Origin of the sequence: Paenibacillus sp. FSL H7-0690 (genome assembly GCF_037980415.1) — a bacterium.
Lineage (GTDB): Bacteria > Bacillota > Bacilli > Paenibacillales > Paenibacillaceae > Paenibacillus_AQ > Paenibacillus_AQ odorifer.
Window position 1 is genome coordinate 5,818,202 of record NZ_CP150281.1, and the last position, 16,251, is coordinate 5,834,452.

The window sequence follows — 16,251 nt, forward strand, 5'->3', positions numbered from 1 at the left end:
CCGAAGGCGCTGAGTGGCAGGGCCGAGGCCCGAACAGTAGCATCTATCAATTATTGATGTTTTGCTACGATATTTTTCAGGGATTCTTTGGAGTTCAGTCCCACAACTTTATCTACCGGTTGACCATCTTTGAAGAAGATCAGAGTTGGGATACTCATAACACCAAAACGGGAAGCCGTTTCCGGATTCTCATCCACATTCAATTTTGCAATTTTCACGTCGTCTCCCAGCTCTGTGGACAATTCATCCAAGATTGGAGCGAGCATTTTACAAGGACCACACCAAGGAGCCCAGAAGTCTACTACTACAGTACCTTGACCTTCCACTTCGTTACTGAAGGATTGGTCAGACACGTTCACGATAGCCATGATATTGTTCCTCCTTTAAGTTTTGCGAAGCATTACGCACATCTTAAGCCAAAGCTTAGTTCATGGAAGCTGCTCCGTAATATGAGTTAATAAATTGTTTCATGTAATATGATAACCAAATTACCACTTACCGACACATTACAAGTATAACATATCTTTATGGGATATGTGAAATATCACTCGCAATTATATTGCCTTCAATGTATTTTTTTTGCGTACTCTTTTCTTTACAACCTCCCCAGCATTTCGGTATACTTAAAGAAAGCGCATTAATTGTCAATGACTTATTTCATAAACTAATGTCAATTTGCATCTAATAATACAGGGCTTGTCCCTGTAAGGAGGCAGAAACTATGGATGTTAACGCGCAAGTACGGGACCCACGAGAACATATCAACGAAGAACCCCGCAATGATCTTGGGGATTTAATGACCGGATTTTTCGGAATGACCACGTTTATGACGGTTGTCTTTTTCGGAATGGTCATCCTTAAGTTTATTCTCTCGGAGTAAAGGAATCATCGCACAATAAAAAGAAGCTGTCTCAAAAGTAGTGAATGCTACTTATGGGGCGGCTTCTTTTTTTGGAATAATGAGGGAAAACCTCCCTGATTATAGCCGATATTTGCTATAAATGAACGGAATCAGGGAATTCCTCCCTAATAATCGGGAGAATATCTGTTTTCGCTGACGAATCAGTTCATTTTTAGGGAGACTTTCCCTAATTATCGATCAGATTCAGTATGCCCGCCAGATGCTGCAACCCGAAAGTGTGTTTGAACAAGTGAAAAACAATCAGGACTTAAGGCGATCCTGCTTCGTAGCAGGGAAAAAGCGGCGTTTGAGTTCGAATAACTAAAAAAAACGAAGAGCAGCGATCCTCCAATAAAAGAGGAATCACTGCTCTTTTGAATTTTACATTATGAATATTCCAGGCTTATCTATTGGCCCCTCGTTGATTTTCCCCATGCAGTGGAAGAACATCCACAAAAGGAGCAATGCGATCCATTAGTCGTTGGCCTTTATAGACCTCTTCACCATCTTTGCTCGTAAAGCTAAGATGTTTCTCCAAGCCATCCAACGGATAATTCGAGGTGTAGAAGGTTGGTTTGCGGTTCATCCGATAATTCAAGATCGCCCCAAGTACATGATCACGAGCCCAAGGATTCAAATTTTCCGCACCAATGTCATCAAAAATAAGTAAATCGCAGTTTTTCATCGTATCAACAGTTTCCTTCATCTTCTGGCCATCCATCATGATCGATTTCAAGTCCTCTATAAAGTCCGGCATGTATACGATCACTCCGGTATATCCAGTAACAGCAAGCTCATGCAGTAAATAACACATCAAAAAAGTTTTGCCTGTTCCGAAAGAGCCATGTAAATAAATGCCGCGTGAAGTCAGGCCTTCCTCTTTAACATTCGTGATATAATCAAATATTTTATTCACAGCCGAGACCCGGCGCGGGTCTTTGCCCATAATATCTATCTCATCATAACCGCCGTTAAGTACACGCTCGTCCACATAAAAGCTACGAATACGTTTGCGGATGTTATCCTGATTATCTTGTGCCACTTTAAGCCGGCATGCCGTCTTGCGTTCATATAGATCCACTGAACCATTCACAGTTTCTACCGTTAGTTTACTATAATGGCCAGGAAAATCATTTGGACACTTCTCTAGTCCTGGGCAGTTCGCACAGTTTCGGCTTTCCTCTACATATTGATACAGGCGACTCATATGAAGCCGCAGTCGTGATTCGTCCAGTTCAGGATGTTCGGACTGTAATGCCTTCACAAGTGGATGATTGAATAACCCCTGTTCAAGATCGCGTTGACGCTGCCGTAGAGTTGGATTGTTGATCGAACGAAGTACATCGCCCATAGACTCCATTGTTCCACCTCTCTTTCATTAAGGCGTTTGCGATACGCCTTTTTTCTTACTGGCCTTAATTTCTGCCGCTTTCTTCATCATCGCCGCGAATTCCTCTTCCGATACTGTTCCGGCACTTCCATCATCCAGCACAATCGGAATTTCCGGTTTATTGGAGCGGCCTGTATTTTTGGCATAAGAACGTGATCGTGTTCCTCCAGCCGTATTAGCCGTTGTCCCCTTGCCCTTCACTTTGGACTGATCTCTAATATATCTTACAGCCTTCTCGTAGGTGTTCACTTGTTTCACCAGCATATTGGAGGCGATAGCCTCTACAAAATTGCGGTTCATCCGCTGTTCTCCACCCGAGGCTACCATAGTCATTAAATAATGAATGAGTACATTAATTACTTCACCGCTCAGCTTATAGTTCAGATCTATTTTCTCGAACATATCCATCAGATGGCTGGGTACTGCACCCGGGAAAAAGGTTTGTAGCAGTCTTGTATAAGGTTCGTTTCGCAGCATCATATTATATTGGTGAATGTCGCATTTGGACAAAAATTGTGGCGGTACTTCTACATAATACTCCATCTCTACTGATTGCTCTGGTGGTGCTATAGAATCATCGTTCTCTTCAGTCGCACTGGACCGGATAGAAACAACTTTCGCAGCTGCAATTTCACGTTTTTCCTGTCGTTTCATATCTTGCCTGAAATGTTGGCTCGCTTTATATTGCAACGCATCCAGCATGACCTCGCCCTCCGGTGAGAACACTCCATCCTCATCCAGCAAACGACATAAATCCTGCGGACTCAGTTCGTATTTATGAGCAACATAGTTAATTACACCCATTTGAGTATGGTCAAAGCGCAGTTTTTCTACATGAGCCCGATTCACAGATTCCCGTGGAAAACGCAAAATAATGTCACTATATCCGATTGCCTGCTCTCCGGATTCAAGCGTGCCGGGCTGTCGAACAGAGGCTACCTCTGCCAAAGCTTGCTCCAGCTCATAATCAATGACATGTGTATTAAGTTGAAAAATATCATAAAAAGGCACGGAAATATTCTCTTTGCCTATAGATCTGCGACTCCACTCTTCCGGCTCGCGATTCCAGAACTGTTCCCGTAAGGACAGCACAGCAAATTTGCCAATCTTATCACGTAACAGCAAGGTTAAATGCTGAGTGGCAAAAAAGTCGGCTGGCGATAGCGGCGGCATTAGCTCATATTCATACAAATAATCATCTGTTTCCGGCACATAGATTCGACAGGTCTGCAACAGACCCACTGCTTCTAACCGGGAAGCCTGATCAATTAAATATTTGCGGCCTTTCTCATTGGGTTCAACACCCAAAGTCATAAATAGCCTGCGCTGTTGCTCCACTCCAGAATAGCCAATGCTATCTGCTGGCACATGTTCAACCAGCAAGCGATAGAAACTGATTGCAAAGGCTCCTACCATAGGTTGATATACAGAGCTAAGCATACGTCCATCTATAACACTAAGACCAAATTCGCGGGAAACGCAGTACCGATGATGTTCGGTGAAATGATGTAAGTTACTCATCCGCATCTACGGATACCCCCTTGTTTACACGAATTCATACAGGATTCTATTCTATCACAAATTAACATAGCGAAAATGTAAATAAAATCCCAATTTCGACTCTTTTCGCAATATAATCAACTTCTTCTTACGAATATCTACCTCTATTAAACAAGAAGAAACGGCTTCGCCGTCCTCTAAAGAGGAAGGTATCCCGTTTCTCGCAGAAATATAAGACTGATTCATAACATAGGCTCTTTCAAATCTTTAAAACATCTTGTAACCGCCAAAGCGCAGCTTTTGAATGGTCCATCCACTAAGTATAGCACCTGCAAGACCAGCGACACCTGTAAGATAATCAACAAAGTGGAAACTGGAGAGATGCTCCCAGAGCGACATCGCGTTTCTATCCCAAATAGAATAGATTACGACGGGTAGAATAATAAGTACGAATAGATAAGCGGGAAACCAGGTTGTCTTCATTAACATGTTAAGAATAAAGCCGATACCAAACATCATCACAAAGAATAAAACGGCTAGGATAAACACTGGAATAAATCCCATCTTACCGTCTCCACCCCTTTCTATAAAGAAGCGCACATCTTTTACAAGCTAGTAGTAAGTTTACTAGAAAAAATGTCACGAAGCAATGAACTTTATTCAAATTCACGCACTAATTCGCACACTTAGAGGATGCCTCCGTTTGCTCTTGGCGGCTTGATTGCGATACAATGCAAGTAGATTAATCAGATCATACATAGCCTATGAAGCAGATGCTTCGTAAGACTAAGTTTATGCTTCAATTGCGAGTTTTACGCGATGTTATTTTGGGCGAGGCTTATGCTTCGTAAAACTAAGCGTATGCTTTCGAAGCAAGTTTTACGCGATGTTATTTCAGCGAGGCTTATGCTTCGTAAAACTTTTAAGGAGTGAGATCATGATCGAAGCCGCTTTGACACTGGAAGGCTGGTATGCACTGCATGACTTCCGCTCTCTGAACTGGACCGCTTGGACGGCAGCAGATGATGAAGAACGTGCCGTTGCCCTGGAAGAACTACATGCTTTTATGCAGGAATGGAGCCCTGTTGAGGAAGCTAAAGAAGGCAGCACCGCAGTATACTCCATAGTGGGCCAAAAGGCTGATTTTGTAATGATGTTTTTGCGCGAAAGCCTAGAAGCTTTGAACCAGCTTGAGACCGCCTTTAACAAAATCGCTTTTGCTCAATATACAACCAAAGCTTATTCATATGTAAGTATTGTTGAATTAAGCAACTACGCTGCTGGTGGCAGTGGCAGCGACGGCAGCGACCCTATGCAGAATCCGCATGTTGCCGCACGTTTAAAGCCTATTTTACCGCAAGCGAAACACATTTGTTTCTATCCTATGAACAAAAAACGCGAGCTTGCCGATAACTGGTACATGCTTGATATGGACAAACGCCGGGAGCTCATGGCTTCACACGGGTTAATTGGACGTTCATATGCAGGTAAAGTGAAGCAAATTATTACCGGCTCCGTCGGTTTTGATGACTGGGAATGGGGCGTGACTCTGTTCGCTGAAGATGCACTGCAATTCAAAAAGCTGGTATACGAAATGCGTTTTGACGAAGTAAGTGCTCGCTACGGCCAATTCGGACCTTTTTATGTCGGTAATCTGCTGACTGAAGAATCTTTTGAAGAAATGCTCAAGCTGTAACAACAAAAAAAGGGTGTGTCTCCAGTTCGCATGGAGACACACCCTTTTTAACTGCCATATGATTAGATTAAGACACCGAAGTTCCTGAATCCTCATCTTCGTTATCCTCATCATCTTCACGTAAACTTTCCAGATATTCAGCCGTGGCCCGATCCCGAGCGCGCCCTTTATCCTTCAGGCGTTCGATACCAGGGAGAATGAGCAGATCAATTTCCTTCTGAACGATATAAGCCAGATCATACTGGTTCTGATCCTCCAGATAAGATCCAACCTCTATCAGTCCGTTATAACGGTCCAATTCTTCACGAGTCAGCAGTCCGCGTACCTGTACGCTGCAATGGCGCATCTTATAAGAATCTTCCTTTTTTCAGAACCAGCGGAATTCCGCCGATAATGAACAAGTAGCGCATATCTACAACTTTTTTCAACTGAGCTGCAGTCCAGCCCTTGTAAGTTTTGCTGCCTACTACAGCGATTCCTTGGCCTTTGCCTAGGGAAGCTACGGTTCCTTTATTGCTGAATGCGAATTTCTTCGGCTGTTGATTGCGGATTGCCGCCACCAAATTATGCGCACAGCATTCACCCTGCTGCATAGCAATTTGAGCGGTTGGCGGGTAAGGGCGTCCTTCCGGATTAATCATAAGGGAGCCATCACCAATAATGAAGATATTCTCTTGGCCCGGTGCACGTAGATATTCATCTACCTTCACGCGCCCACGCATAGCTTCAAATCCGGCAGCCTCAATAAGACGATTGCCACGGATTCCGCCTGTCCAAATAATTGTGGAGGCTTTGATTTCTTCGCCTGATGCCAGAATTACCCCGTTTGGCAGACACTCCTTGATCGCAACACCCATCTTGAAGGTAACTCCCTTTTTGGTGAGCAAGTCCATCGCATACTCGACAAGCTCAGGAGCAAAACCAGGCAGTGCTGTCGGAGCAGCCTCTACGTTATATATATTAACCATACTTGGATCAACGTCATATTCTTTACACAGTCCAGGGATACGGTCAGCTAATTCAGCTACAAATTCGATACCGCTAAAGCCGGCACCACCGACAACAAAATTAATATGCTCCTGAGCATTGTTCTCGTTCTTGTACTTAGCGAATTGATATTCAATATGCTCGCGAATTAAACGAACGGAATTGATGCTCCGGATTGTCAGTGCGTATTTATCAAGTCCAGGAATACCAAATGTTTCAGGCTCTCCACCTAAAGCAATGACAAGATAATCGTACGATAGGGTACCATCCTCCAAAATAATCTTTTTCTGCTGAGTACGAATTTCCTGAACAGATGACTTCACGAGGTCGATCTTGAATTCATCGATTAGTTTCGAAATGGACACCCGAGTGTGTTCAATACTGTCCGTACCCGCCGCAGGCATATGTAGATGGGTAGTAAAATAGTGGTACTCGTGACGGTTTACAAGCGTGACATCCGCTTCATTATAATTCAAAGCCTTCTGCAAGCGCTGTGCGGTCAAAATACCCCCATAGCCCGCGCCTAAGATAACGATTTTGGGAATACTACTCATGTTCCGGCTCCTTCCAAGAGGTAAATCTGTCTTTGTATTTTTTATTGAAACAATGTACGGTCCTTTTTGTGAATTTATACACTTATATTTAGAAGAAATTCCAATCAAACTTGAAGCATTTCTAAATTGACCATATCCATTGTAAACCTTAGTGTAGCATTAATCAAACATTAAAATACTAAAAAACGTCACACTTTTATTGACTTCTAAAGTCTTTCTTTGCAGGTATGTGTCACAATGATTATAATAAGTAGGTACACAAGTATGGCAAAATGAATATATCAACTCGGAGGTGTAATATCCCGTGACCCAAGAGCAATCCAGCGTTCCTATGAGCGACCTTTTAATCATAGGTGGCGGGCCAGCTGGCATGTTTGCCGCATTTTACGGCGGAATGCGTCAGGCATCAGTAACCCTTATTGAAAGTATGCCCCAATTGGGGGGACAACTTGCTGCCCTTTATCCAGAAAAATACATTTATGATGTGGCAGGTTTTCCAAAAGTAACAGCACAAGAATTGGTCTACAACCTGTCTCGGCAAATGGATATGTTCCAATCCAATATCCGGCTGGAGGAGAAAGTGATTTCTGTTCAAAAACGGGACGAACGTCATTTTGTGGTTACAACCGATGTAGCCGAATACCACAGTAAGGCGATCATCATTACAGCTGGTGTAGGTGCATTTGAACCTCGTCGTTTGGAATTACCCAACGCTGGACGTTTTGAAAAAGCAAACCTCCATTATTTTGTAAATGATCTAAACGCCTTTAAAGATAAAAAAGTTCTGATCAGCGGAGGCGGTGACTCTGCAGTTGACTGGGCGCTCATGCTGGAACCCATCGCTGAACAGGTAACCCTGATTCACCGCCGGGATAAATTCCGTGCGCATGAACATAGCGTTGAGAACCTGATGGCTTCCAAGGTTAACGTAGTTACCCCTACTGAAATTACAGAGCTGCATGGTGATGAGTTCATTACCAAGGTTACATTGTCAAATATCAAGACCAAAGAAACTCAAGAAATTGAAGTGGACAGCGTTATTGTTAACTTCGGATTCATCTCTTCCCTAGGTCCTATTGCCGAATGGGGTATTGATATTGAGGGGAACTCCATTGTTGTTGACTCGCGTATGGAAACAAGCATTCCAGGCATTTTTGCTGCCGGCGATATCACAACTTATCCTGGTAAGCTGAAGCTGATTGCTGTAGGATTTGGCGAAGCTCCAACGGCTGTGAATAATGCTAAGGTGTACATTGATCCAGAAGCGAAGCTTTCACCGGGTCACAGCAGTAATATGAAACTCTAAATCTATTAACACAATAAAAAAGGGTATTCTTACAGACCTGTTAATAACAGCCTGTGAGGATACCCTTTTATGTTTGTTTGTGCCTCGCGGTTTTATATATGTAGCCTGCTACAAAGTTATCCTTTGCGCTTTTTAATGAAGAACCGCATGTACTGGAGAGTGTAAGTTTCGTTTGCGAATTTCAACGAGTAGAAGAGCGATGAAATCATGCTCTAGTTGCAGCTCTATTGCTCTATGGTAAGAGTCAAGCAGCATCTCATCCGACAATTCAACCATAAACTTCATCTACCTTTCCTTTATTTGGATCTGAATCTATCATATCAAACTATCATTTTTCGAACAAGCGTTCGCGTTATCCACAAGTACATGTGGAAATCCTGTGTATAAAATGTGTGTAAGCGTTATAAAGGTACTAGCTACACAGTGGACTATGGGGATAATAGTTATACACAGGATTGAACCACTTGTATACAGCTAAAAATATATTTTTATTGTAAATAAATTACAATGTTATTTACCCCAAAAGAACGCAACTAAACGCAATTTTATCTTACTACTCTATTATCGTCAATTCTTAAAATAATTGTTAATTTATTGAGGTCTTGTATTAACCTCCAAAATCCATATTTTCCCCGAATAATCCACAGCATAATCAAAGCCCAGCTCACCTATTCCCGGAAAATGCCGTTCCATAATTCCGATACATACATGGGTTAGTCTCCGCATTTCTGCTTTCTTCGCTGAAGCTTTAATCCGCGGCAACGATCTACGAAGTCCTTCACGACATGATAGCATCGTTCCCCCTTTACAAAGATTGGTTACGAACAGACCTGGCCGAGCCAATCTCCCTACCATGGAGCGAAATTCCCAAACCTCACCATTCTTAACTACTTTGACCCGATAATCAATAGGCCGTCCACCGATTCTCGCCAGGGAAATCCCTTGTTGAATCAAATATCTGCGTCTTGCCTTCACAGTATTAAGCGCACGTCTCATGGATCCAAAATCCTTGTAAATTCGAGTTCTGTCCATATAGGTGAATCCATAACCGCGACTATCCCGAAAAACTTTGATTACACCGTAACCTCCGCCACCCACAATAGGTTTAATGACAACATTTCCATATCTACGAAGCATTGCCAGGAGCGTTTCTGCCCTGTACCCCCTCGTCATTGGGATATAGGGTGCAACCCGAGCGTCGGTCAGCAACGCCTCTGTCTTCAGCCACTTACTGGCCAATTGTCTTCCTGCCATCGTCCTTTCCCTCCCTTCACAATCCAGCCTACCCTATACATTACTCAGAGAAGGTCTCGCCCTCTTGTATGATTGTCCGTGTAAGATGCCGCTCTTAGCAAAAAGGGCTTAGTGTTTAGCACAGCATCAGTCGACAGCGACAGGGTACAACCGCGGATTTTGTAGATTCAGTTCTCAAGAAATTCGACATCAATATCTTAATGGATGAGTTCACTATAACTAGAATAATCTTCAAAATCGTTGTATTATTAATAGCGGTTACATTTTCAATTTCTACTATTATAGTGAGTACTAACAGAATCACTAAAAAGCACAGCGCGGGGAGGGCTCAGAATGGCACAGTTTTTTGAGGTTTTATATTGGGTGGCTATGCTTGGGATGTCCATTGTATTGGCTGGAACGACTATCCTGATCTGCGGCATTGGCTTTAAATTTATTAAAGACAAACGCAGAGCACTGGGTACGGGCTGTATCGCCTTCTCCCTTGGAGCTGCAGCGCTCATCGTATTTATGATTAATTACAAGTTTATTATTCCAGCCTAATGTACGCAGGGGACTGCCTATAAACAGCTTACTTCTATGCACAGACGGTCCGACCCTCGCAAAAAAAACACAGAGCAGCGATTCTCCAGTTATGTGGAGAATCGCTGCTCTGTGTTTTTAAACAATAGCTATCTGCTTCAACAGTGTCGTTAACCCATGAGCATTTCGGACCCAGATGACGTTATTTGCAGATTTTCAACCTTTGAGGCGTGGTTTCGGACTCCAGTGACACTATCGCTTAGAAAGAGCTTCATATTTACTGATTTTCATAGCAATAGCGGCAATGCGGTCCGTTGGCACCACAAATATGGGAAAATGCGGCGTTTAGGGTCCTCTGTGTCCGATACCTGGCTTGCGATACATGGTTAGCGATATATCGTTTGCTTCCTATGTAAAAGAATAAAGAACTACCCCAGCGCCCATTAAATGACTTCTGAGAAACTCCCCTATTACTCATAAATCCAGCGACAGGCGTATCATATCTATGACTTGAATCCCATTTTCAAAGATTTCTTCACTGTAATGCCTAATAAAAAAATCTCTATCAATGCCGGTGATTCTGAATCCACATTTCTGATAAAGTGCCAATTGTCCAACGCTCGAATTTCCTGTGCCAATTTCAATGGTTTTGGCTCCAAGCAGCTTGGCATTCTGAATCGCATGGTTCAGCAGCTGCTTACCTATTCCTTGCCCGTGTTTATTTTCGTCGACGGCGATATTTACGATTTCTACAGTCTCCGGTCTTGTCTGCAGCACAACGTAGACTCCGATGATGCTGTTATCCACCTCAGCCACACAACATAACCCTCTTTGTAAATATCCGTTAACTAAGCTCTCCGAAGGATCTGCTAATAGAAGTAATTCTAATGGAGGCTGTTCACCAGCTTTTAATTTTCTGATTTCCATTTCCATTTCCGAACTCCTTGTGATGATTTTTGTCATTGAGAATAAAAAAAACTCCAAGCCTGTGTTGTTAGAATCCAACACGGGGCTTGGAGCCGTGATTGCTGTGATTAGCAAGGCTCTTCGTTAGGTTTCCCTGCATCCGTAGCTGTACGGAAGCTTGAACCGCAGCCGCAAGTTGCAGTAGCGTTAGGGTTGTTGATGGTGAAACCACCCGTCATGCCGGATTCTTCAAAGTCGATTTCGAGACCGTCCAGGTAACGAAGGTTCTCCTTCTCCACAACCACTTTCATGGCTTGAATGTCCATATATACGTCCTGATCGGTTTCATTATCATCAAAGCCCATAGCGTACGAGAATCCACTGCAACCGCCGGGCGTTACTCCAATACGGAGGAACATGTTCGGTACTTCTTGTTCAGCAAGCATCGCCTTTAATTGTTCTGCTGCCTTTTCACTAATATTAATCATGATCTCATCCTCCTACAAATTCGTCTCCCTTCATAAGCGGAAACTTATGTTTAAGGGACCTTCCGGCCAAAAGTTATTTCATAAAAATATAAGAAAGTATAAGTGTTGCACCTATTCTTTATGTCTTATATTTCTCGCTTAAACGCTTATCAACTTTATAAGGATGCCAATGACGTTTATGCTTGATAAATTCAGTATAACCGACTATTCCGTTACCCTCAAGTCACAACTGCCTTAGGCATGACCCTTCACAGCAAAAAACACCATCAATATCAAGCTGTTGATACCCTTAGGAGAGTAGGTTTATAATAGGGAAGGCACTCTAAGTAAAAATTCGGAAATTTGTCACGGAGGCAAGCTCGCCTCTTTCTTTTTTAGAATGAACAGCTACCACTTGGGTACGTCTGGAATTTATCTTCGAGCAATCTGCTCGTAAACTTTCAGGAGGAAATCATAATATGTCTACTCTTTTTACCCCCCACACGGATGCCCGAATGGCGAACATTATTGATAAGGTTCGCAGCGGCGAAAGATTGAATTTGGAAGATGGCGTTTATTTATATCAAAGCAACGATTTACTTACCATTGGCCAGCTAGCGAATGAAGTCAATATCGCCAAGAATCACAACCGGGTATATTTTATCGAAAACATGAGTCTATATTTCACCAATGTTTGCGAATCGCACTGTGCATTCTGCAATTTCCGCAAAGATGATGGAGAAGAGGGAGCCTATACCCTTTCCGGTCAGGAAATGGTGCAATATGTCGAACAGCATATCCACCCAGGCGTACGCGAATTCCACATTGTTGGTGGCCATAACGACAAGGTTCCCTTCCAATATTATGTGAATTCTTTAAAAGCTTTGAACGAACGTTTCCCTGAGGTTACCTTAAAAGCCTACACTGCCGCTGAAATTGATTTCTTTACCCGTATTAGCGGTTTGAGTATTCGTGAGGTACTGGAACAATTGCGTGCTGCTGGACTTAAAACACTCACCGGTGGTGGCGCAGAGATATTATCCGACCAATATCGTAAAAAAATGCGTGTAGACAAAGCTAATGTGGAAGAATATCTGGAAGTCCATCGGACAGCACATCAGCTTGGGATGAAGACCCATACCACTATGCTGTACGGCTCCATTGAATCTCATGAAGACCGTATCCGCCATATGATGCAAATCCGTGATTTGCAGGACGAAACCAATGGCTTTATGGTATTCATTCCATTGTCCATGCAGCCTAAGAATAAAAACGCTGGCATCATGCGCCGCAACTCTGCTTATGAGGATCTGAAGACCATTGCGATCAGCAGATTGATGTTGGACAATTTCGATCACATCAAAGCGTACTTCATTAACATTGGTCCTCAGCTTACTCAAGTCGCGCTGAACTTCGGTGCATCAGATGTGCATGGCACAATTCTAAAAGAACGTATCAGCCACGCGGCTGGCGCCTTAACACCGGAAGGTCTGACTCGCGACGAATTGATCTGGCTAGTGAAAGGTGCTGGACGAATTCCTGTCGAACGTGACACTTTCTATAATGAAGTTAAGGTATACGAATAAGAAGACTACCTGAGATTTGTTATCCCATATTGGAAAGGAAGTTCGGTCAGCATGAGAACAATACTCGTTCTTGGCGGTGGCTACGGCGGCCTAGCCTTAATTCAAGAATTACTCAATAATCATCTTCCTCATGATGTTGAAATTATCTTAATTGACCGAATGCCTTATCAAGGAATCAAAACGGAATATTATGCGCTCGCCGCAGGTACCGTAACTGATTATCACCTGCGCATTCATTTTCCGGTTCACCCCCGGCTTACTGTCCGGTACGGTGAAGTGAGTTCCATTGATTTGGAGAGCAAAATAGTCAGTATGGAGTCCGGTGAGATTGTATCTTATGATCTCCTAGCCATTGCTCTTGGCTGTACCGACAATTACCACAACATCCCTGGTGCTGATCAATATACCTGCAGCATCCAGACCTTTGCTGGTACTCGGGAAACCTACCGCCGTTTAAATGATGTGAAGCCTTACGGAACGATAAACATCGTAGGTGGAGGATTGAGCGGTGTTGAATTAGCCGCAGAGCTTCGGGAAAGCCGTCCAGACCTTAACATCGCTATTCTGGATCGCGGTGAACGTGTTTTATCTGCCTTTCCGGCAAAGCTGTCACAGTACGTAGAGGAATGGTTTCATCACCATCAGGTGCAAACGCTGGGACGAATCTCTGTATCTCATGTAGAGAAGGATTCGATTTTTAACGGTACCGAGGAAATCCTTTCAGATGTGACAGTATGGACCGCAGGGATTCAACCTGTAAAAGTAGTTCAAGATTTGAATGTGTCGAAGGACCGTGGTGGACGGATTATGCTGGATGAGTATTATCGTATACCGGATTATCCGGAGGTATATGTGATTGGTGACTGTGCCAGTCTGCCATTCGCACCAAGCGCACAAGCCGCTGGAGCACAGGGTGAGCAGGTAGCTCAGGTTATCCAAGCGACCTGGCGCGGTGAGACTCCTAAGCTTCATCCTATTCGCCTGAAGGGTACTTTAGGGTCACTAGGAAAAAAAGCAGGATTCGGACTTATGGGACAACGCTCCGTCAAAGGACGGGTTCCCCGCATCCTCAAGAGCGGAGTGCTCTGGATGTCGAAACGCACTTTAGGATAAGCCTATAATGGTTCATAAGTATTAAAGGAAGCTACTCTCAGATAAACACGAGAGTAGCTTTCTTACGTTATTGGTGCGTATACCCTTCGGACTCAGATGACCTTATTCGCAAATTTTCAGCCTTTGAAGGAGAGTTTCGGACTCCAGTGAAGTTATTGCTTATAATGAGGTTCATTTATGCTGTTTTTCAGGTGAATAGTGACTATGGGGTCCGATAGCAATCCAAATGTAGGAAAACACTCAATATAAGGTCGCCTGAGTCCGGTGGCACCTTCACGGTAGCCCCTGCACTCTCCAATATGTTGCCTAATCGATCAAATTGGTGGATTTTGTTCAAGTAAGGTTCCAAAAAGAGGGAGCACTCCATAATTTAGATTATGGAGTGCTCCCTCTTTTTTTCTCGAGAAATTTAGTCAAGATCTATATTAAACCAAGCCTCAAGCTCTTTGATCTTGGCCTCAATTTTCTCTTCTAGCTCTGCAACAGTGTCTGCTGCAATAATGTCACCTTCAACCATGGCGAAAGGCATTAAATAACACTCTCCACAATTGTTCAGACATCCGTATTCAATGACATCATAATCTGGATTTTCCTCCAGCTTATGCATTAGCTTGTCTGTTCCGTGACCCATGTTGCTGGAACAAAATTCAATAATTGGTCTCATGATGATCTCCCTATTCCGCCTAACCATTTTATTTTTTAACTTTTTGTACTATAATGAACTTACGAAAGGAGTGATTGAGAAATGAGTGAGAATGCACAAAGCACCGAAATGTATGATGAAGTACTAGAAGTGCTGGATAAGCTTCGTCCGTTCCTGCAGCGCGATGGCGGTGACGTAGAACTGGTCGATGTGGAAGACGGCATCGTTAAGTTGAAACTTATGGGTGCCTGCGGCAGCTGCCCAAGCTCCACGATCACCTTGAAAGCCGGGATTGAACGCGCCCTCCTTGAAGAAGTAGAAGGCGTTGAAGAAGTAGTTCAAGTATTCTAAATCCCGTTCAATAACCCTCCCGATTCTCCTGTAAAGGAGATCGGGATTTTCTTATTATAGAGGATTTAACATTCTCTCACAACCTTAGAACATAAAACCCGCAAGCCAACTTGGCTGCGGGTTCTTGTTATGACTATAGACGAATTTAGCTTCATTCCTTAAAACGCTGGAATGATCGCACCTTCGTACTTTTCTTCAATGAAAGCTTTAGCTTCTGGAGAATTCAGGGCAGCAACCAGCTTTTTGATGGCTTCGGAATCTTTATTGTCTTGACGGGTTACCAAAATGTTAGCATAAGGGGAATCTACACCCTCGATGAACAATGCATCTTTAGTTGGCACAAGACCAGCGTCTAGTGCAAAGTTCGTGTTGATCAAAGCAAGGTCTACCTCATCCAGTTGACGTGGGAGCATAGCAGCTTCCAACTCAATGATGTCGAGATTTTTCTTGTTTTCAGTGATATCTGCTTTTGTTGCAGCAATGTTTGTATCATCTTTCAAGGTAATCAGACCATTTTTTGCAAGTAGGATTAGTGCACGGCCACCGTTAGTAGCATCGTTCGGAATGGCAACTTTTGCACCATCAGCCAACTCATCGATCGATTTGATTTTTTTGGAATAAGCTCCAAAAGGTTCAACGTGAACGGATGCAACAGAGACCAGGTCGGTTTTATTATTTTTGTTTTGGTCATCCAGATACGGTTGGTGTTGGAAAAAGTTAGCATCTAACTCCTTCTCATCAAGCTGCACGTTAGGTTGAATATAGTCAGTGAATTCTTTGATTTCAAGTGTAATTCCATCTTTTTCAAGCAATGGAGCAATAGCCTTCAAAATTTCAGCATGAGGAACAGGTGAGGCACCAATCACCAATTTCACTGGATCTTTAGTAGGTTCACTTGTTGCTTCTGCGTTTGGTGCTGTTGTAGCAGCCGAGCTCCCAGCATTATTAGATGCATTGTTGTTACCGCAAGCCGCAAGCACCGCAACCAGTGTCAGGCTAAAAAATGTAAGTAGTACTTTTTTCATTGTAAATCCCCCTCTAATCTATATTTTGTATTGAATAAGGATATATATGG

General features: G+C 43.2%; 19 protein-coding genes. 7 read left to right on the forward strand and 12 right to left on the reverse strand.

Going from position 1 to position 16,251, the window contains the following annotated elements:
- Positions 1-50 precede the first annotated feature (50 nt).
- Positions 51-368: a thioredoxin gene (gene trxA, locus MHI32_RS25555; RefSeq protein ID WP_036679814.1), complete on the reverse strand. Its 318-nt coding sequence runs from the start codon at positions 366-368 to the stop codon at positions 51-53.
- Between the two features lie 353 nt (positions 369-721).
- Here trxA and MHI32_RS25560 point away from each other — a divergent pair, with 353 nt between their 5' ends.
- Positions 722-880 carry a YqzM family protein gene (locus tag MHI32_RS25560; protein ID WP_094902239.1) on the forward strand — a complete coding sequence of 53 codons (159 nt, stop codon included), beginning with the start codon at positions 722-724 and terminating at the stop codon, positions 878-880.
- Between the two features lie 424 nt (positions 881-1,304).
- Here the strand turns inward: MHI32_RS25560 and dnaI are convergent, their stop codons facing one another.
- The 3 genes from dnaI to MHI32_RS25575 form a co-directional block, all read right to left on the reverse strand.
- Positions 1,305-2,261: a primosomal protein DnaI gene (gene dnaI / locus MHI32_RS25565; RefSeq protein WP_076304903.1), complete on the reverse strand. Its 957-nt coding sequence runs from the start codon at positions 2,259-2,261 to the stop codon at positions 1,305-1,307.
- An 18-nt stretch (positions 2,262-2,279) separates the two neighbouring features.
- Entirely contained in the window at positions 2,280-3,818 is a 1,539-nt protein-coding gene (locus MHI32_RS25570; RefSeq protein WP_076134189.1) for a DnaD domain protein, read from the reverse strand.
- Positions 3,819-4,058: 240 nt separating this feature from the next.
- Positions 4,059-4,355, reverse strand: a complete 297-nt coding sequence (locus MHI32_RS25575) for a YuiB family protein (RefSeq protein ID WP_036685224.1) — start codon at positions 4,353-4,355, stop codon at positions 4,059-4,061.
- Between the two features lie 373 nt (positions 4,356-4,728).
- Here MHI32_RS25575 and hemQ point away from each other — a divergent pair, with 373 nt between their 5' ends.
- A complete protein-coding gene (hemQ, locus tag MHI32_RS25580) occupies positions 4,729-5,487 on the forward strand; it encodes a hydrogen peroxide-dependent heme synthase (RefSeq protein WP_312148999.1) in 759 nt (252 codons plus the stop codon).
- A 67-nt stretch (positions 5,488-5,554) separates the two neighbouring features.
- On the opposite strand, the gene MHI32_RS25585 is transcribed toward hemQ, so the two are convergent.
- Both MHI32_RS25585 and MHI32_RS25590 read right to left on the reverse strand, forming a co-directional pair.
- On the reverse strand, positions 5,555-5,833 hold the full coding sequence (locus tag MHI32_RS25585; RefSeq protein ID WP_036685228.1) for a hypothetical protein: 279 nt from the start codon (positions 5,831-5,833) through the stop codon (positions 5,555-5,557).
- Position 5,834: 1 nt separating this feature from the next.
- Entirely contained in the window at positions 5,835-7,028 is a 1,194-nt protein-coding gene (locus tag MHI32_RS25590; protein WP_036685230.1) for an NAD(P)/FAD-dependent oxidoreductase, read from the reverse strand.
- A gap of 331 nt (positions 7,029-7,359) precedes the next feature.
- Here MHI32_RS25590 and MHI32_RS25595 point away from each other — a divergent pair, with 331 nt between their 5' ends.
- On the forward strand, positions 7,360-8,334 hold the full coding sequence (locus MHI32_RS25595) for an NAD(P)/FAD-dependent oxidoreductase (RefSeq protein WP_340012768.1): 975 nt from the start codon (positions 7,360-7,362) through the stop codon (positions 8,332-8,334).
- 132 nt (positions 8,335-8,466) lie between these two features.
- Here MHI32_RS25595 and sda read toward each other — a convergent pair whose 3' ends face one another.
- Both sda and MHI32_RS25605 read right to left on the reverse strand, forming a co-directional pair.
- Positions 8,467-8,610 (reverse strand): sporulation histidine kinase inhibitor Sda, encoded by a 144-nt coding sequence (gene sda, locus MHI32_RS25600; RefSeq protein ID WP_036685584.1) that lies wholly within the window; start codon positions 8,608-8,610, stop codon positions 8,467-8,469.
- A 315-nt stretch (positions 8,611-8,925) separates the two neighbouring features.
- The gene (locus MHI32_RS25605; protein WP_076127972.1) at positions 8,926-9,588 is read right to left on the reverse strand and encodes a YheC/YheD family protein; all 663 of its coding nucleotides are present in this window, start codon (positions 9,586-9,588) and stop codon (positions 8,926-8,928) included.
- A gap of 333 nt (positions 9,589-9,921) precedes the next feature.
- On the opposite strand from MHI32_RS25605, the gene MHI32_RS25610 reads away from it, so the two are divergent.
- Entirely contained in the window at positions 9,922-10,131 is a 210-nt protein-coding gene (locus tag MHI32_RS25610) for a hypothetical protein (protein WP_340011242.1), read from the forward strand.
- 453 nt (positions 10,132-10,584) lie between these two features.
- Here the strand turns inward: MHI32_RS25610 and MHI32_RS25615 are convergent, their stop codons facing one another.
- Both MHI32_RS25615 and MHI32_RS25620 read right to left on the reverse strand, forming a co-directional pair.
- Positions 10,585-11,037 (reverse strand): GNAT family N-acetyltransferase, encoded by a 453-nt coding sequence (locus MHI32_RS25615; protein ID WP_076128052.1) that lies wholly within the window; start codon positions 11,035-11,037, stop codon positions 10,585-10,587.
- Between the two features lie 107 nt (positions 11,038-11,144).
- Entirely contained in the window at positions 11,145-11,504 is a 360-nt protein-coding gene (locus tag MHI32_RS25620; RefSeq protein WP_076184761.1) for an iron-sulfur cluster assembly accessory protein, read from the reverse strand.
- A 458-nt stretch (positions 11,505-11,962) separates the two neighbouring features.
- Here MHI32_RS25620 and mqnE point away from each other — a divergent pair, with 458 nt between their 5' ends.
- Together mqnE and MHI32_RS25630 are read left to right on the forward strand one after the other, a co-directional pair.
- Positions 11,963-13,069 carry an aminofutalosine synthase MqnE gene (gene mqnE / locus MHI32_RS25625; protein WP_340011244.1) on the forward strand — a complete coding sequence of 369 codons (1,107 nt, stop codon included), beginning with the start codon at positions 11,963-11,965 and terminating at the stop codon, positions 13,067-13,069.
- A 51-nt stretch (positions 13,070-13,120) separates the two neighbouring features.
- Entirely contained in the window at positions 13,121-14,182 is a 1,062-nt protein-coding gene (locus tag MHI32_RS25630; RefSeq protein WP_076099373.1) for an NAD(P)/FAD-dependent oxidoreductase, read from the forward strand.
- Positions 14,183-14,591: 409 nt separating this feature from the next.
- Here the strand turns inward: MHI32_RS25630 and MHI32_RS25635 are convergent, their stop codons facing one another.
- A complete protein-coding gene (locus MHI32_RS25635) occupies positions 14,592-14,846 on the reverse strand; it encodes a YuzB family protein (protein WP_036685247.1) in 255 nt (84 codons plus the stop codon).
- Between the two features lie 81 nt (positions 14,847-14,927).
- Here MHI32_RS25635 and MHI32_RS25640 point away from each other — a divergent pair, with 81 nt between their 5' ends.
- Positions 14,928-15,176 (forward strand): NifU family protein, encoded by a 249-nt coding sequence (locus MHI32_RS25640; RefSeq protein ID WP_036685249.1) that lies wholly within the window; start codon positions 14,928-14,930, stop codon positions 15,174-15,176.
- Positions 15,177-15,334: 158 nt separating this feature from the next.
- Here MHI32_RS25640 and MHI32_RS25645 read toward each other — a convergent pair whose 3' ends face one another.
- Positions 15,335-16,201, reverse strand: coding sequence for a MetQ/NlpA family ABC transporter substrate-binding protein (locus MHI32_RS25645; RefSeq protein WP_036685252.1), 867 nt, complete (start codon positions 16,199-16,201; stop codon positions 15,335-15,337).
- Positions 16,202-16,251 lie beyond the last annotated feature (50 nt).

What these genes read in the sequence shown, in the direction of transcription:
- trxA (WP_036679814.1), bottom strand. Translation starts at nt 368, where the DNA reads ATGGCTATCGTGAACGTGTCTGACCAATCCTTCAGTAACGAAGTGGAA.
- MHI32_RS25560 (WP_094902239.1), top strand. Translation starts at nt 722, where the DNA reads ATGGATGTTAACGCGCAAGTACGGGACCCACGAGAACATATCAACGAA.
- dnaI (WP_076304903.1), bottom strand. Translation starts at nt 2,261, where the DNA reads ATGGAGTCTATGGGCGATGTACTTCGTTCGATCAACAATCCAACTCTA.
- MHI32_RS25570 (WP_076134189.1), bottom strand. Translation starts at nt 3,818, where the DNA reads ATGCGGATGAGTAACTTACATCATTTCACCGAACATCATCGGTACTGC.
- MHI32_RS25575 (WP_036685224.1), bottom strand. Translation starts at nt 4,355, where the DNA reads ATGGGATTTATTCCAGTGTTTATCCTAGCCGTTTTATTCTTTGTGATG.
- hemQ (WP_312148999.1), top strand. Translation starts at nt 4,729, where the DNA reads ATGATCGAAGCCGCTTTGACACTGGAAGGCTGGTATGCACTGCATGAC.
- MHI32_RS25585 (WP_036685228.1), bottom strand. Translation starts at nt 5,833, where the DNA reads ATGCGCCATTGCAGCGTACAGGTACGCGGACTGCTGACTCGTGAAGAA.
- MHI32_RS25590 (WP_036685230.1), bottom strand. Translation starts at nt 7,028, where the DNA reads ATGAGTAGTATTCCCAAAATCGTTATCTTAGGCGCGGGCTATGGGGGT.
- MHI32_RS25595 (WP_340012768.1), top strand. Translation starts at nt 7,360, where the DNA reads ATGAGCGACCTTTTAATCATAGGTGGCGGGCCAGCTGGCATGTTTGCC.
- sda (WP_036685584.1), bottom strand. Translation starts at nt 8,610, where the DNA reads ATGGTTGAATTGTCGGATGAGATGCTGCTTGACTCTTACCATAGAGCA.
- MHI32_RS25605 (WP_076127972.1), bottom strand. Translation starts at nt 9,588, where the DNA reads ATGGCAGGAAGACAATTGGCCAGTAAGTGGCTGAAGACAGAGGCGTTG.
- MHI32_RS25610 (WP_340011242.1), top strand. Translation starts at nt 9,922, where the DNA reads ATGGCACAGTTTTTTGAGGTTTTATATTGGGTGGCTATGCTTGGGATG.
- MHI32_RS25615 (WP_076128052.1), bottom strand. Translation starts at nt 11,037, where the DNA reads ATGGAAATCAGAAAATTAAAAGCTGGTGAACAGCCTCCATTAGAATTA.
- MHI32_RS25620 (WP_076184761.1), bottom strand. Translation starts at nt 11,504, where the DNA reads ATGATTAATATTAGTGAAAAGGCAGCAGAACAATTAAAGGCGATGCTT.
- mqnE (WP_340011244.1), top strand. Translation starts at nt 11,963, where the DNA reads ATGTCTACTCTTTTTACCCCCCACACGGATGCCCGAATGGCGAACATT.
- MHI32_RS25630 (WP_076099373.1), top strand. Translation starts at nt 13,121, where the DNA reads ATGAGAACAATACTCGTTCTTGGCGGTGGCTACGGCGGCCTAGCCTTA.
- MHI32_RS25635 (WP_036685247.1), bottom strand. Translation starts at nt 14,846, where the DNA reads ATGAGACCAATTATTGAATTTTGTTCCAGCAACATGGGTCACGGAACA.
- MHI32_RS25640 (WP_036685249.1), top strand. Translation starts at nt 14,928, where the DNA reads ATGAGTGAGAATGCACAAAGCACCGAAATGTATGATGAAGTACTAGAA.
- MHI32_RS25645 (WP_036685252.1), bottom strand. Translation starts at nt 16,201, where the DNA reads ATGAAAAAAGTACTACTTACATTTTTTAGCCTGACACTGGTTGCGGTG.